The organism is Collinsella ihumii, assembly GCF_900046475.1.
Lineage (GTDB): Bacteria > Actinomycetota > Coriobacteriia > Coriobacteriales > Coriobacteriaceae > Collinsella > Collinsella ihumii.
On the sequence record NZ_FCOU01000006.1, the window covers coordinates 24,618 to 39,401 of the forward strand.

The 14,784-nt window shown below is 64.4% G+C and carries 12 protein-coding genes; 7 read left to right on the forward strand and 5 right to left on the reverse strand.

All coding sequences use genetic code 11. The features are described from left to right. Nucleotides 1-43: 43 nt before the first annotated feature. From BN3789_RS04955 to BN3789_RS04970, 4 genes are read right to left on the reverse strand one after another with little or no spacing between them, the layout of a single operon-like run. A complete protein-coding gene (locus tag BN3789_RS04955; protein WP_066831160.1) occupies nt 44-841 on the reverse strand; it encodes a PHP domain-containing protein in 798 nt (265 codons plus the stop codon). Next, nucleotides 842-1,678 (reverse strand): energy-coupling factor transporter transmembrane component T family protein, encoded by an 837-nt coding sequence (locus BN3789_RS04960; protein WP_066831164.1) that lies wholly within the window; start codon nt 1,676-1,678, stop codon nt 842-844. Next, on the reverse strand, nt 1,675-3,471 hold the full coding sequence (locus tag BN3789_RS04965; RefSeq protein ID WP_079989101.1) for an ABC transporter ATP-binding protein: 1,797 nt from the start codon (nt 3,469-3,471) through the stop codon (nt 1,675-1,677). The genes BN3789_RS04960 and BN3789_RS04965 overlap by 4 nt, the downstream gene beginning before the upstream one ends. Before the next feature lie 12 nt (nt 3,472-3,483). Further along, complete coding sequence (locus tag BN3789_RS04970; RefSeq protein WP_066831167.1) at nt 3,484-4,326, reverse strand: DUF8171 family membrane protein; 843 nt, start codon at nt 4,324-4,326, stop codon at nt 3,484-3,486. Nucleotides 4,327-4,603: 277 nt separating this feature from the next. On the opposite strand from BN3789_RS04970, the gene BN3789_RS04975 reads away from it, so the two are divergent. Further along, nucleotides 4,604-5,011: a molybdenum cofactor biosynthesis protein MoaE gene (locus BN3789_RS04975; protein ID WP_066831170.1), complete on the forward strand. Its 408-nt coding sequence runs from the start codon at nt 4,604-4,606 to the stop codon at nt 5,009-5,011. 65 nt (nt 5,012-5,076) lie between these two features. On the opposite strand, the gene BN3789_RS04980 is transcribed toward BN3789_RS04975, so the two are convergent. Continuing rightward, entirely contained in the window at nt 5,077-6,393 is a 1,317-nt protein-coding gene (locus tag BN3789_RS04980; RefSeq protein WP_066831173.1) for a putative ABC transporter permease, read from the reverse strand. 428 nt (nt 6,394-6,821) lie between these two features. Between BN3789_RS04980 and purF the strand changes: the two genes are divergently transcribed. The 6 genes from purF to glpK all read left to right on the forward strand — a co-directional run bounded on the left by purF (nt 6,822) and on the right by glpK (nt 14,766). After that, a complete protein-coding gene (gene purF, locus BN3789_RS04985; protein ID WP_066831176.1) occupies nt 6,822-8,492 on the forward strand; it encodes an amidophosphoribosyltransferase in 1,671 nt (556 codons plus the stop codon). A 385-nt stretch (nt 8,493-8,877) separates the two neighbouring features. Beyond that, complete coding sequence (gene purM / locus BN3789_RS04990) at nt 8,878-9,981, forward strand: phosphoribosylformylglycinamidine cyclo-ligase (RefSeq protein WP_066831179.1); 1,104 nt, start codon at nt 8,878-8,880, stop codon at nt 9,979-9,981. Between the two features lie 169 nt (nt 9,982-10,150). Continuing rightward, on the forward strand, nt 10,151-10,807 hold the full coding sequence (purN, locus tag BN3789_RS04995) for a phosphoribosylglycinamide formyltransferase (protein ID WP_066831346.1): 657 nt from the start codon (nt 10,151-10,153) through the stop codon (nt 10,805-10,807). A 347-nt stretch (nt 10,808-11,154) separates the two neighbouring features. After that, nucleotides 11,155-12,312: a N5-glutamine methyltransferase family protein gene (locus BN3789_RS05000; RefSeq protein ID WP_066831182.1), complete on the forward strand. Its 1,158-nt coding sequence runs from the start codon at nt 11,155-11,157 to the stop codon at nt 12,310-12,312. A 208-nt stretch (nt 12,313-12,520) separates the two neighbouring features. Continuing rightward, nucleotides 12,521-13,219: an L-threonylcarbamoyladenylate synthase gene (locus tag BN3789_RS05005; RefSeq protein ID WP_066831185.1), complete on the forward strand. Its 699-nt coding sequence runs from the start codon at nt 12,521-12,523 to the stop codon at nt 13,217-13,219. Nucleotides 13,220-13,221: 2 nt separating this feature from the next. Further along, nucleotides 13,222-14,766 carry a glycerol kinase GlpK gene (gene glpK, locus BN3789_RS05010; protein ID WP_079989102.1) on the forward strand — a complete coding sequence of 515 codons (1,545 nt, stop codon included), beginning with the start codon at nt 13,222-13,224 and terminating at the stop codon, nt 14,764-14,766. Nucleotides 14,767-14,784 lie beyond the last annotated feature (18 nt).

Below are 14,784 nucleotides of genomic sequence, written 5' to 3' on the forward strand. Positions count from 1 at the left end.
ACCACATGCGGTCGTGCCCGGCGGGCGCCGAAAGGCACAGTTCTCAGGCGGCAGGCCCTGCCAGGATGGTGTCGACATAGCTGCCGCCCAGCCGATCGATCTCCTTGAGCGCGCGTTTGAGCGTGGCCGCGGTGAGCACGCGGAATTCCAGGTCGTCGGCAAGCTCGATCTGGTATGCGCGCGCATTGACCATCTCGAACAGCTCGTCGTACGTCGTGCAGCAGCTGTCCATGCGCGTGGTGACGCATCCGTATTGGAACGCCTGGTGCGTATCGCTGCCCGACACGACCGGGACATCGCCGATTCTCTGGGCAAACGCGTAGGTCTTCTCGACGGTGCGCGTGCGGTCGTGGCTGAGATCCTTGCCGTTGAGGTCCACGAACTCGAACGCATGCAGCTGCTCGTCGGAAAGCTCGGGGATGTGCCCGGGCGTGCGAAACGGATGGCCTGCTCCAAAGTGCAGGTCGCGTCGCTTCACCTCGGCAGCGAGCTCGTCAAACGGAAGGAAGGAACCCTTCGCCTTGTGCGGCTCGAGCGCGAGGTTGAAGCTCAGGATATCCTCCATCGGCCCGAGCACCAGCGTGTGCCCGCCCTCTGCGATATCGACCTCCATGCCCGGGAACACGAGCAGGCCGTTGACATCGAACGCGTCGCCCTCGCGCGGGTAGCGCGACGAGATGTCGGCGTAAACCTGGCGAAAGCCCTGGGTGTTGAAGTGCTCGGTCAGACAGAGCGCATCAAGGCCGGCGCGTCGCGCGGCCCCGAACAGCCAGTCTGTGTAGGCGGGGGAAAACTCGAGGTATTTTGCAAGTTTCCCATGCGTGTGAAAATCGATGATCACTTAGAGGACCTCCAGGATATGCGGGGCGGCGAAGCACAGGGCCGCCCATGCGACGCTGACGGCCGCGAAGAGCGCTTCGCGAGGACCGGCGTGCAGCGTCGAGAGCTTGATCTTGAGCACCTTCATGTTGGTCGAGGCGTACCGGTATCCTTTAAGCTCGAGCGCCTCGACGGTGGTGCGCGAGCGTTTCGCGGTGTTGAGCATGAGCGGATAGAATGACTGCACGATGGTCTTCACCTGGTAGACGATCCAGCGGATCTTGCCCATGACGGTATCATGCTCCGGCGCGCGTCCGCGCATGCGGTAGGAAAGCAGGATGTTCTGCAGCTCTTCCATGAGGATGGGCAGGATGCGGTAGGCGAAGCTGATGGAAAACGACAGGCGTTCCGGGCAGCCGAACCACAGCAGGCCGCATGAGAGCCTATCGGGGTCGAGCCCCGAGAACACCGTGATGCTCGCGAGCGAGACCGTGGCGACTTTGAGGGTCAGCACCAGCAGCGGGGCGAGCGTGGAGAGGTCGCCTCCGAACAGCAGCGAGGCGACGAACATGTAGCCGGTTTGGGAGAAGACGCCGAGGGCGAACACGAACAGCACGAGCGGCGCCACGCGGGCCATGCGCGTGGTGATCGCGGTGAACGCAAACATGCCCAAAAGGACGGCGACGTCGTTCAAGAACCATGGCACGAGGCCAAAGAACAGGTACCACAGCAACAGGACGCGTGGATCGAGCGCGGCGATGGGCGTGTCGTCGTTGCCGTAGGCATTCTTGAGCACCTGGTCGCGCAAAAAATCAATCGACACCTTGTCCATGACGTTTTCGGATATCTTCTCGATCATGCTGAACCCTTCCCATCGTCTGTACCTGCGGCACCCGGTGCTCCGGGCGCCGCGCCGTCGGATGCGCTCGATCCGTTGCGCGCGCGCCATGCGGGAAAGCCGCTCAAGAAGTCATCGAGCGTGTAGCAGGCGGCGGTGCTGTCGAGCGCCTGTCCCATGGTAAAGATCTCCGGAGGCCTGATGCCCGATCGCTCCACGATGCCTGCGTCCATGAAGATCTCGTCCGGGGTGCCGTCGCCGATGATCTCTCCTTGGCACAGCACGATGATGCGGTCGGCAAACTGGCAGACGAGCTGCATGTCGTGCGTCGCGATCACCACGGTGTCGGTCACGCCGCGCAGGTCGGCGACGAGCCTGATGATCTCCTGCCGCGTGCCGATATCCAGATTCGCGGTCGGCTCGTCGAGCAGCAGCACGGGCGGATCGAGCGCGATGCCGATGGCGAGCGAGGCGCGACGCATCTGGCCGCCGGACATGAGTCGCCCGTCGCGGTCGGCCAGATCGCTGAGGCGGAAGCGCTCCAGGAGCTCGTCGGTGCGCTCGGCGGCATCCTTGACGCCGCGGGCGCGCATGGCGAACTCGATATCGGCGCGAATGGAGTCCTTGATGAACATCTGCTCGGGATTCTGGTAGACAAGCGAGAGCTGCTCGGAGAGCTCGTCGGGCCCCATGCCGCGCGTGGGCGTGCCGTCCAGGAGGATCTCTCCGGATTGCGGTTTGATGAGGCCGCACATGAGCTTCATGAGCGTGGACTTGCCTGCGCCGTTCGAACCCACGAGCGCCACCTTTTCCCCACGGCGGATGGTGAGGTCCAGGCCGTCGAAGACGCGGTGCGGCTCTCCTTTCACGCTGCGGTAGCTCACCGATACGTTCCTGAACTCGACTATCGGACGGTCTCGCATCGGCCGCGAGGGCTCGTCCGCCTTGCGCTTTGAGCGGGGAGAGGGCATGAAGGGGATGGTGGAGAAGGCGGCGAAACCCTCCTCGACCGTAGTCGGCAGCGGCGCGGCGGCGTGCAGGGCGCCCGCCTCCTTGAGCGCGCGTCCGGCGAGAGCGATCTGCGGAGGGTGCACGTCGCTCGCTTCGAGGTCCTCGATGCGCTGCAGGGCCTCATGGGCGGGCAGGTTCCATGAGATGGCGCCGTCATGCATGAGCGCCGCCGACGTGCAGTAGTCGGCGATGAAGTCGGTGTGGTGCTCGATGACGATGATCGTCTTGCCATGATGCTCGTTGAGGTCGCGCAGAACCTCATAGGTCTGGCGGGCGTGATAGGGGTCGAGCTGCGCCACCGGCTCATCGAGGACGATGACGTCGGGCTCGAGCGCGATGGCTCCGGCAAGGGCGAGCAGATGCTTCTGGCCGCCGGAGAGCTGCCAGATATAGGAGTCGGCGCGGTCGGCGAGGCCGCAGAGCTCGAGCGCCCTCATGCCGCGCTCCAGGTAATCGTCGAACGCATAGTTCAGGCATGCGAACGACGCCTCATCGATGACGGTGGGGCGGACAAGCTGGTTCTCGAAATCCTGATAGACGTATCCGATGCGCTGCGCCAGATCCCCGATGTGAGATCGGGCCGCATCGACGCCGCACACGGTGATAGAGCCGCTGAGGTCGCCGACGATGAATTGCGGGATCAGCCCGTTCATGGTTTTGCACAACGTGGACTTTCCGCAGCCGTTCGCGCCCATGATGGCGAGAAAGTCGCCCTCCGGCACGTCCAGGTCGACGTGCCGGAGGGTCGGGGCTGCTGCTCCGGGATACGTAAAGCTGACGTCGTGCAGGGCTACAGCAGACACGGGGCGCCCGCCTTACGCGTTTTTGAGCTGGGCGCTGCGACGTGCCCAGAAGCCGATGATAAGGGCTGCGACGGCGGCGACGGCGATGCCGGCCAGGACAGCGGTCTGGCTTTCCGCCCAATCCGCCTCCCACTCGATGATCGACATGCCGGCCTTGGAGATGCAGGCGGCTGCGATGGCGACGGCGAAGCCGACGACCGACCAGGCGACAACGCGTCCGCTCAGGGCAGGCGCGGCATCATCGGTCGCCGTGCGGGGCTTGCAGCCCAGCAGCGGCTCGATCTTGCCGTACAGGCGCGGGACCAAAAAGATGGTGGGCAGCAGGCAGAACAGGATGCCCGAGAAGCACAGGTCGTTCAGAAACGAGAAGCCCTCGGTGGCAAAGACGGACTCCGGAAGGCCCGGGATCGCCTCGAAGTCGTCGACGGCGACCTGGACCTTGACGATGTCGACCACTGCGCTCATGGCGAGCTGGATGGCCGGTCCGCTGATGGCGGCAAGGGCGACCTGCTTGATGTTTTTGGGGTCGCGCACCATAAGGCCCGCGAGGTAGACGGCGATGGTGACGGTCAGGAACTTCTCGAGCTCTCCGAGTCCGCCGAACTGGCCGAGCATGATCTCGGAGAACACCAGCTCGCCCGTCGCGGCGCCAAGCGCGGCCGACAGCGGGTCGAAGAGCATGGCGAGCGTCAGCGGGATGAACAGGAAGAACTCGACCGACAGCTCGACGATGCCGATCTGGACCGACGGAATCAGCTCGGAGATGAGCGTCGCCAGGCCGTACAGCGACATGGATAGGACGAAGACCATGAGCTTTTGCGACCCCGTGGCGCCGCGCTCTGCATAGGTAGACATGATCGATTCCCCTCTTTCGTGGTGGCAATGGTGCCGGCACTGTCAAAGATAGGGGTTCTACCTGCTTATATCGTTAAGCGGTCCGTAAAATGAAAATAAGCTTTCGCGGGCCTCTCCTATGAAAATTATTACGGCGCGGCCGATGTGCGCACGGCGGTTCGTGGACGCTTTCGTGCAAATCGCCCGTTTGCGCTCCTTACGAATCGTTTACACACGGGCTCCCGTGGGAACAAAGGAGGGCAGAAACGTTTTCCGCGACGATGTGAGGAGAGCTCCCATGGCGCACCAGATGCCTTCGATCGATACATGGCTTGCCGAGGCGAAAAACGACCCGAGCTTCCGCTCCTGCGGCATGTACCTCATCCATAACGGCACGGTTCGCGAAACGCCCAAGGCGCAGGTGCGCGCGTGCGAGACGGACGGCGTCGAGGTCGGGCGCAAGGTCGGCGGCATGACGTTTTCCTACGATCGCGACAAGGTCGAGGCGGCGCTTGCCGCGGCGCGCGAGATGCCGGGTATCGGCTATGTGCGCGCCTGGCTGAACGAGGGCGAGCTTTCCGTTGGCGACGACATCATGCTCGTGCTCATCGGAGGCGATATCCGCCCCCGCGTCATCGACGCGCTGCAGGCGCTCGTGGGAACCCTCAAAAACGAGTGCGTCACGGAGATCGAGCGACCCGCTTAAGGGACCGTCGGCCAAGCTGCCTTCGGTCCCTTCGCCCTCCTTCGGAGAGGCGGGCGGGCACGCCCTTATGCGCTCGGCTGCATGACCTCGCCCGGCGTCGACGTGTCAATACGGCTCGAGTCGTCGGGATGGATGGTCATGCTCTGGAACCGGTGCTCCATGTAGCTGTTATCGAAATGCTTCGCGTAGAACTCCTCGACCGGCGATGACGGCTGGATGTCGCTCACGCGCTCGAACCAGCAGTCAAGCGCCTGCAGCGTCATGACGGCGTTCACGAGCATGAGCACCGCGCACAGCGAGGTGAGGGAGTAGCGCGCCTTCCACGGGATGAGGTTGATGACCTGGAGCAGGCGCGGCAGGAGCAGCTTGATCCACACGAGGCCCAGAAAGCCCCAGATGCCGGCGAACATGGTGCTCGTGCGCCCTTGCGCGATCATGGCGATAGGGTCGGGGATGATGCCGAAGATCATCTGGCCCGTGTAGTCCCAGGCGACGGCGCCGAATGCGGTCTGCATGAACCAGCTCACGGCAAACTCGAACACGCCGCCGATCACGGCGCTCACCAAGAAGATGATGACGAAGCTCTTGCGGTAGAAGCGGTTGAGCGCGACGGTCATAAGCACCGCACCCACGCCGTAGATTGGTGAGAACGGGCCGAAGAGCAGCCCCGCGCGGTCCTGGTAGACGCCCGGGTCGACCACGGTCATGTGCCAGATGATCTCGAGCACGAGACCGATGACGCTGCAGACCATGAATACCCAGAACAGGTTGAAGAAGTTGAGCTTGATATAGCCCTCGCCGGTCTCGTCGCGGCCGAGCATGCCCTCTTCCGCCGCCTCGCGTTCCTGCATGTTCCGCAGGCGTGCCTGCAGATCGCGCTCCTCGCGCAAAGACGGGTCGATGGTGACGGAGATGGCCAGCAGGATGACGAGCTGGACGGCAGGCTGGATCAGGTGGGCGCCGATGCCGTTGAGCATGATGTTGGCGAGGATCTGCGCAAGCGTGATGGCGATGAGCGCCTCGGACCACAGCGCCGCGTTGCGACGCTGGTTCTTGATGAGCGAGAGGCCGAACCGGATGAGCAGGACCGATGCCACCAGCGTGAGGATGACGTTGATGGCCGTGACGACGACGGTGAGGGTCGGGTCCGCGGCGATGCTGAGCTTTTCGGGCGAGGTCGCCAGCACGATGCCCACGACTGCGATGAGCAGCACGATGAGCGGCAGGGCGACGATGCCGTCGATGAGGCACAGTGCGCCGTATACCTTGTAGATGCGTGGGATGCGCTTGCGTTCCTCGGGCGTAGGGGTCTTGGGATCGAGGTCGTTGCCCGGCAGGTCGTAGTCGGGTAGGCCGGATGCGGCGGATGCGTTTGCGTTCACAGGGGCTCCTTACGTAGTTGCGCGAGATGATACCCCGCGGAGCGGCGGCCTTTCGCACGAGCCTCTTAATTATGGCTGAACGGGTGCTCCGAACCGGTTGTCTCGGGAAACACTGATCAATTCATCTCGCGCTGTGCGCCTCCGTGCCGCGTGTGACATGCAAAAACTGTGGGGTTTCATCATGTACGAACATGCTGCGAAAAAACTTCGACGGCGTCGGGTATGATGAAAACAAACATACGCTTCGCGCATGTGCATGGCTGGGGTGCGAGGCCTCTGCAACCGGTTTCGCGCCCCTTCGCACATTACGCGGGGACGCATGCGTAAATTTCAATCGACAACATATTCCATACGCCTGCGAGCAGGTTCGTTCGTGCCATAATGTGCAGGTATTTTTACGCAAGAACGCGTGTGCGCAAAGGACGATCATGGCTCAACAGATCACGAATACCCCGGCAACTTGCGAATCCGCCCGCGAAGACGCGCTGCACGAGGAGTGCGGCGTCTTTGGCGTGTGGGCGCCCGAACGCGACGTGGCGCGCCTCACCTATTTCGGCCTCAAGGCGCTGCAGCATCGCGGCCAGGAGTCCGCAGGCATCGCGGTGGGCGACGGCGGCACGGTGATGGTGCGCAAGGACCTTGGCCTTATCGACCAGGTGTTCACCGATGCGGACCTCTCGACGCTGACCGGCCAGCTCGCCATCGGCCACGTGCGCTACGGCACGGCGGGCGCCAAGAGCTGGGAGGCGGCGCAGCCCCATCTGTCCACCATCAACGACGTGATCATCGCGCTCGCCCACAACGGCACGCTCGTCAACACCGACGAGCTGCGTCGCCAGCTGATCGAGCTGGGTGTGCCGTTCCTCTCCAACTCCGATTCCGAGGTGGCCGCCAAGCTCATCGGCTACTTCACCCAGCGGACGCACCATCTGCGCGAAGGCATCCGCAAGACCATGGAGCTCGTGCGCGGCGGGTACGCCATGACGCTCATCAACGAGCAGGCGCTCTACGCCTTCCGCGACCCCTACGGCATCCGCCCGCTTGTGCTGGGCAAGCTGGTCGACGAGGGCCTGGACGAGGTGGACCCCTCCGCCGTCTCGGCGCTGCCGTCCCAGACAGACGATGCGAGCGGCGACGAGGGCGCGCTCGCGTCCGCGTCCGGCTGGGTCGTCGCCTCTGAGACCTGCGCGCTCGATATCGTGGGCGCACGCTACGTGCGCGATATCCGCCCCGGCGAGATCCTGCGCATCTCGGCTGCGGGCTTGGTGTCCGAACAGGGCGTTCCCGCGGCCGCCGAGAGCGCCGAGTGCATCTTCGAGCAGGTGTATTTCGCCCGTCCCGACTCCATCATGGGCGGCAAGTCGGTCTACGCGTGCCGCTACGACATGGGCCGGCGCCTGGCGCAGGAGAACCCGGTCGATGCCGACATGGTCATCGGCGTGCCCGACTCGGGCCTTCCGCCGGCGGAGGGCTTTGCCCGTGAGAGCGGGATACCCTTCGGCGAGGGCCTCATCAAAAACCGCTACGTCGCGCGCACGTTCATCGCGCCCACGCAGGAGCTTCGCGCCATGGGCGTGCGCATGAAGCTGAATCCGCTGCGCGACAACATCGCCGGCAAGCGCCTCGTGGTCATCGACGACTCCATCGTGCGCGGCACGACCATGGTGCAGCTCGTGAAGATGCTGCGCCAGGCCGGCGCGGCCGAGGTGCACGTGCGCATCAACTCTCCCGAGGTCGTCTGGCCGTGCTTCTACGGCATCGACACCGATGTCCAGGCGCAGCTCATCAGCGCAAACAAGTCGGTTGAGGGGATCTGCGCGTTCATCGGCGCCGACTCGCTCGGCTTCCTGTCGGTCGAGGGCCTGCTTGCCTGCCTGCCGGAAACCGGCGTCTCAGCCGGCGCGGGCTGCCCGGTGCACGGGTACTGCACCGCCTGCTTCACGGGCGTCTACCCCGTGGCCATCCCCGACAGTTTCGGGCGCGACAAGTTCATGCCCGGCTACAACCCCTGCAACCTGAGCGAGAACCCTGTGCTCCCGCGCGATGTCGTGCGCGTCAAGGACCACGACCACAGCTGGGAGGAGCACCACGAGCGGTAAGAAGCCCGTGAGTTGATACCAAATTCCGAAGCCCCGGTTTGCGTGCCGTTCCATCTCTCAGATCGGGCACATCTCTCATATCGTGCAAATCGGGGACGTACCTGTTGCGTGCAAAAATGCACGCAACAGGTACGTCCCCGATTTGCACTTCAAAGCAGCTCTCGAGGTGATGCCGAATTCAGGGACCTTTGGTCCATGTCCCGCTCTATCTCTCAGGCTATCTCTCAGTTATCTCTCAGATCTGAGAGATAACTGAGAGATAGCCTGAGAGATAGAGCTAATCTGAGAGATGCGCGCTGCAAGGTGCTTGCTCGCCGGGCGTGTGCTGCCCCGGCGCACCTGCTATGATTTGGCTATCTGAAGATTTCTCCGGAAAGGATCGCCGATGAGCGAGAACACCAAGCACGTGACGTATGAGGATGCGGGCGTCGATACCGCCGAGGGCGGTCGTGCGGTCGATGCGATCAAGCAGATGGTGGCCGAGACCAACCGTCCCGAGGTCGTCGGCGGCATCGGCGGGTTCGGCGGCCTGTTCTCCGCGTCCGCGCTAAAGGACATGGAGGACCCCATCCTCATTTCCGGTACGGACGGCGTGGGCACCAAGCTCGTGCTCGCCCAGATTCTCGATCGTCACGAGACCGTGGGCCAGGACCTGGTCGCCATGTGCGTGAACGACATTCTCGCCTCGGGCGCCGAGCCGCTGTTCTTCCTCGACTACATCGCCATCGGCCATATCGAGGCCGAGCACATGGCAAAGATCGTGCGCGGCGTGGCGGACGGCTGCAAGCTCGCGGGCTGTGCGCTGGTGGGCGGCGAGATGGCCGAGCACCCCGGCGTCATGCGCCCGGATGACTACGACCTGGCGGGTTTTGCCGTGGGCGTCGTCGACCGCCCCAAGATGCTCGATCCGGCGAACGTTCGTCCCGGCGACGTCATCCTCGGCCTGCCTTCCACCGGTGTCCACTCCAACGGGTACTCGCTTGTGCGCAAGGTCATCGGTGTCGACGGCATCGTGCCGGGCACGCCCGAGGCCGCGGCCAAGAAGGCCGAGCTTGAGGGTATCGAGGTCGCACCCGGTCTGAGTCTCGCCGACGCCCTGCTGGCGCCCACCCGCATCTACGTGAAGCCCATCCTCGAGCTGCTGCGCTCCGGTGCCCCGGTTCATGCGATCGCCCATATCACCGGCGGCGGCATCACCGAGAACCTCAACCGCGCGCTCGCCGACGACGTCGATGCCGTGGTGACGCGCGATGGCGCCGCGATGGGCTGGGACGTCCCGCCGGTGATCACTTACGTTTCCGAGCATGCCGAGCTCGCCCCCAACGAGGCCTGCAAGACGTTCAATATGGGCGTGGGCCTGTGCATCATCTGCGCCCCTGAGGACGAGGCCGCCATCGCTGAGAAGCTCGAGGCGATGGGCGAGCACCCCTTCCGCGTCGGCACGTGCGTTGCGGGCTCCGGCAAGGTGGTGTATTCGGATGAGCAGTAGCGACGAGTACCGCAGGCTGGTCGAGGAGGCCGGCCTGCCGCCCGAGGCGCTTCCGAGCGACGCCTTCTTCAACGCCAACGTGGACGGGGAGCTCAAGCGCGCCCTCAAGAAGGCCATCGAGGAGCTGGAGCCGGCCGACGAGGCGCCGCACTTCCCCGACTGCAACGAGATCCAGGCTCATCGTGCCGCTGCGCGCGCGGCGGGCGAGCCGCTCGAGCCGTTGAAGATCGGCGTGCTCATCTCCGGTTCGGGAACGAACCTCCAGGCGCTCATCGACCGCATCGCCGACGGGTCGCTCAACGCCAAGATCGAGCTTGTCGTGGCAAGCCGGCCCTCGGCCAAGGGTCTCCAGCGCGCCGAGGCTGCGGGCATCCAGACGCTCACGCTCTCCAAGGAGATCTACGCCGATCCCATTGCCGCCGACGAGGTCATCGCCCATGAGCTGCTGGAGCATGGCGTGGAATATGTGGTCATGGCGGGTTACATGCGCATGGTGCACGCGCCTCTGCTCGTGACGTTCCCCAACCGCGTCGTGAACCTGCATCCAGCGCTGCTTCCGAGCTTCACGGGCGCGCACGCTATCGCTGACGCCTACGAGCGCGGCGTCAAGGTGACGGGCGTGACGGTTCACTTTGCGAACGCCGCCTACGATGCGGGCCCGATCATCGCCCAGCGACCGCTTGCGGTCGAAGAGGGGTGGGACATCGATACGCTTGAGGCCCATATCCACGAGATCGAGCACGAGCTGTACCCGCATGTGGTCCAGCTGCTTGCAGACGGCCGCATCCATGTGCGCGAGAACCTCACCGTCGCCGTTCAGGAATAGCGCCGCGGCGAAAAGACCAGCGTTTCCCTCGGGCCCGGCATCGATGCCGGGCCCTTTTTTCGGCCACCGTGCAAATCGGGGACGTACCTGTTGCGTGCATGCATGCACGCAACAGGTACGTCCCCGATTTGCACGTTCGTGGAGGTGGCTGGACGGGCAGTCGGCCCGGTTCCGCGAGGGCCTTCGATGTTGGACGGCGATAAGGAAAAGCCGGGTTGTATGCAAGGCGGTGCAGGTTGGGTGTGCCATAAGGCCCAGAAGGCTGCAATCGGGCGTTTTGCCGGTCGCCTCGGGTGAACGTGCTATAGAATCGCTGGAGAACGAAGGCCCGACGGACGGAGCGAACCATGAGCGAGACCTGGACAGTAAAGCGTTGCCTCGACTGGACGAACGAATATCTGGGCGGCAAGGGTATCGAGAAGCCGCGGGTTTCGGCTGAGTGGATGCTTTCGTCAATTCTCGGGCTGTCGCGCACCCAGCTCTACATGAGCTTTGATAGACCTTTGCTGCCCGAAGAACTCGATCGCATGCACCGGTCGGTCGTTCGCCGCGCAAAGGGCGAGCCGCTGCAGTACATCACGGGAGATACGCAGTTCCGGATCATCGACGTCGCCTGCGAGCCGGGCGTTTTGATCCCGCGTCCCGAGACCGAGATGCTCGTCGAAGAGGTCCTCGCGTTCATCGACCGCGATGTGTTCGGCGAGGCGGACGGGGCATCGCGCCGAGAGCGGGCCGCGCTGCCTTGGAACGCTGAGGTCGAGGCGGCCCGTCGCGCGGAGGAGGCTGCTGCCGCCGAGAAGGCGCGTCAGGATGCTGCCGAGTCCGAAGATGACGGCCCAAAACCGGATGGGGACGGTCTGCCTGAGGACCGACCCGACGATGACGTGGACGGGTCCGAAGGGGAGTCCGATGCGAAAGGGAGCGAGCCCCGCTGCGCCCGTATTCTCGAGGTCGGGTGCGGGACGGGCTGCATCTCGCTGTCGTTTGCCGCCGAGCGTCCCGGGCGCGTTCGCTGCATCGCGACCGACATAGAGCCTCGCGCCGTCGCGCTGGCGTGCCGCAACCGCGATGCGCTCGGCATAGGCGCCGAGGTCGTTGATTTCCGAGAGGGTAACCTCGTCTCTCCGCTCGACCGTCAAACGGAGTGGGGGACCTTCGATGTTTTAGTCTCCAATCCGCCCTATATCCCGACGTCGGTGATGAAGCAGCTGCCGCAGGAGGTGGCCGCATACGAGCCGGAGCTCGCCCTCGAGGGCGGGGAGGACGGCTTGGATATCTTCCGTCGACTGGTCAATGCCGCGCCGAGCATGGTGCGTCCGGGCGGCCTGCTCGCATGCGAGCTTCACGAGACGGCGCTCGATGCCGCTGCCGACATCTGCCGTCAGGCGGGATTCGAAAACGTGCGGATCGTGAGCGACCTTGCCGGGCGCCCGCGCATCATTCTCGCTGCCGTGCCCGAAGCGGCGGTGCTTGCGGCTCGCGAGCGCTTCGCCCGCCGCGCGTAGGGGCGCGCCGCAAAAATCGCTTGGCCCGAATCACATATCACGTACATACTTTCGGCCCTTTGCCGAGAATATTACCCGCTTGTCTGCTGGGTTGAGTCGATTCCGGCTCCCTGCGGCCGCGGCGTGAGACAATGCAGCGGGGCGCGTTTACCGCGCGCTGATAAATCGTTTACGCAAAACGGACGAAGGCAAAGGGAGTGGTCGTCGCATGCAGCGGATCTATCGGGTGGGCGGAGGCTCCGGCCCGCATCCTCTGGCTATCCGCGATGCGGCGCAGGTTCTGACCGCGGGCGGCCTCATCCTGACGCCTACGGAGACCGTCTACGGCATCGGCGTGGCGATCGGCGCATATGCGTCGTCGGGGGACGAGGCGCCCGCGCCCGCGACCGGGTACGGCCGCATCTTCACACTCAAGCGGCGTGACGTCCGCCAGACCGTTCCCTGGCTCGTTGCCAGCGAGCGCGATCTCGATGCGTTCGGCGTAGATGTTCCCGAGGGCGTCCACGTGCTGGCCCGTGCGTTTTGGCCCGGCGCCCTGACCCTGATCGTCAAGGCCTCCGATCGCGTTCCGCGGTTCATGCGGGCTGCGGACGGCACGGTTGCACTGCGCGCGTCGGCGTCTCCTGTCGTCCAGGCGCTTGTCCGCGCATGCGGCTCGCCGCTGGCCGTAACGAGCGCCAATACGCACGGAGCTCCCGCGCCGGCATCGTTTGCGCAGGTGGAGGCTCGCATTCTTGCAGGGGTTGACGCCGCCATCGATGCAGGCGAGACCGTTTGCCACGATGCGTCGACCATCGTGTCGCTGCTCGATGGCGAGCTGGACATCATCCGGCAGGGGGCCTTGTCCGCCGCAGACATCGAGTCCGCCCTCGCTTCCTGTTCCGTTTCCTATCGTAAGGTGCATTAGCCATGGCTTTCCTTTTTAACGATCTCGGTCTGGTCGATCGCGTCGGGACCCTGCCCGGCGCCAGCTATATCATGGCGCTCGACTCGGGCACCACATCGGTGCGCGCCATCATCGTCGACGAGTACGACTGCATCGTCGCGCAGGCGTCGAAGCCCATCAAGACGACGTATCCGCATCCCGGATGGGTCGAGCAGGATCCCACGGAGATCCTCGCCTCGCAGATCGCCGTGATGGCCGAAGTCCAGTTCAAAAGCGGCATCCATTCCGACCGCATCGCGGCGATCGGCATCTCCAACCAGCGCGAGACGTGCGTGGTGTGGGATCGAGACAGCGGTCAGCCCATCTACAACGCGATCGGTTGGCAGTGCCGCCGCACGGCCCCCATCGTAGACGAGCTCATCGCCGCGGGGTACGAGGACGTCGTGCGCGAGAAGACCGGCCTCAAGCTCGACCCGTACTTCTCGGGCACGAAGATCAAGTGGATTCTGGACAACGTGAGCGGTGCGCGCGAGGCCGCCGAGGCCGGCGAGCTCATGTTCGGTACGATCGACACCTGGCTCATCTACAACCTGACGAACGGCTTGGTCTATGCCACGGACATGACCAACGCGAGCCGCACGATGCTCTACAACATCCATACGCTTGAGTGGGACGACGAGCTGCTGAAGATCATGGGCGTGCCGCGCTCGATGCTGCCCGAGGTCCGGTGGAGCTCGGGTGATTTCGGCCATGTGTCGAGCGAGGTCATGACGCACATGCCTCCCATCGCCGGCGTTGCCGGGGACCAGCAGGCGTCCTTCTTCGGCCATTGCTGCTTCGATCGCGGCGACACCAAGAACACGTACGGCACCGGCTGCTTCATGCTCATGAACACCGGGAACGAGGTCGTGCATTCGAGCAACGGTCTCATCTCGACCATCGGCATCGCAGAGGGCGGGACGGTCTCCTACGCGCTCGAGGGCTCGATCTTCCATGCCGGATCCATCATCCAGTGGCTTCGCGACAAGCTCGGGATCATCTCCAGCGCACGCGAGACGGCCGATATCGCGCGGTCGGTGTCGAGCAACGACGGCTGCTACCTTGTTCCGGCGTTCAGCGGCCTGGGCGCCCCTTGGTGGGATCCCATGGCGCGCGGTCTGATTACGGGCCTGACGGCGGCATCCGATCGCTCCACGCTCGTGCGCGCCGCATGCGAGTCCATGGCGTACCAGAGCTATGACGTCTTGCGCGCCATGCAGGCCGACGCGGACATGAAGCTTTCCGAGCTTTCGGTCGACGGGGCGGCGTCGCGCAACGAGTTCATCATGCAGTTCCAGGCGGACCTTCTGGGTATTCCGGTCGTGCAGACGGAGGCGGTGGAGACGACGGCGCTCGGGGCGGCGTATCTCGCCGGTCTGGCTGTCGGATACTGGGAGGACCGCGAGGAGCTGGTCGCCGACCATGCGCTCGGGCGCCGCTTCGAGCCGCAGGGCAGCGACGAAGAGATCGCACATTGCCTTTCGGGCTGGCACGATGCCGTGGCGAGATCGCGAACCGTGATACAGTGATACCGGCCTCCATCGCAT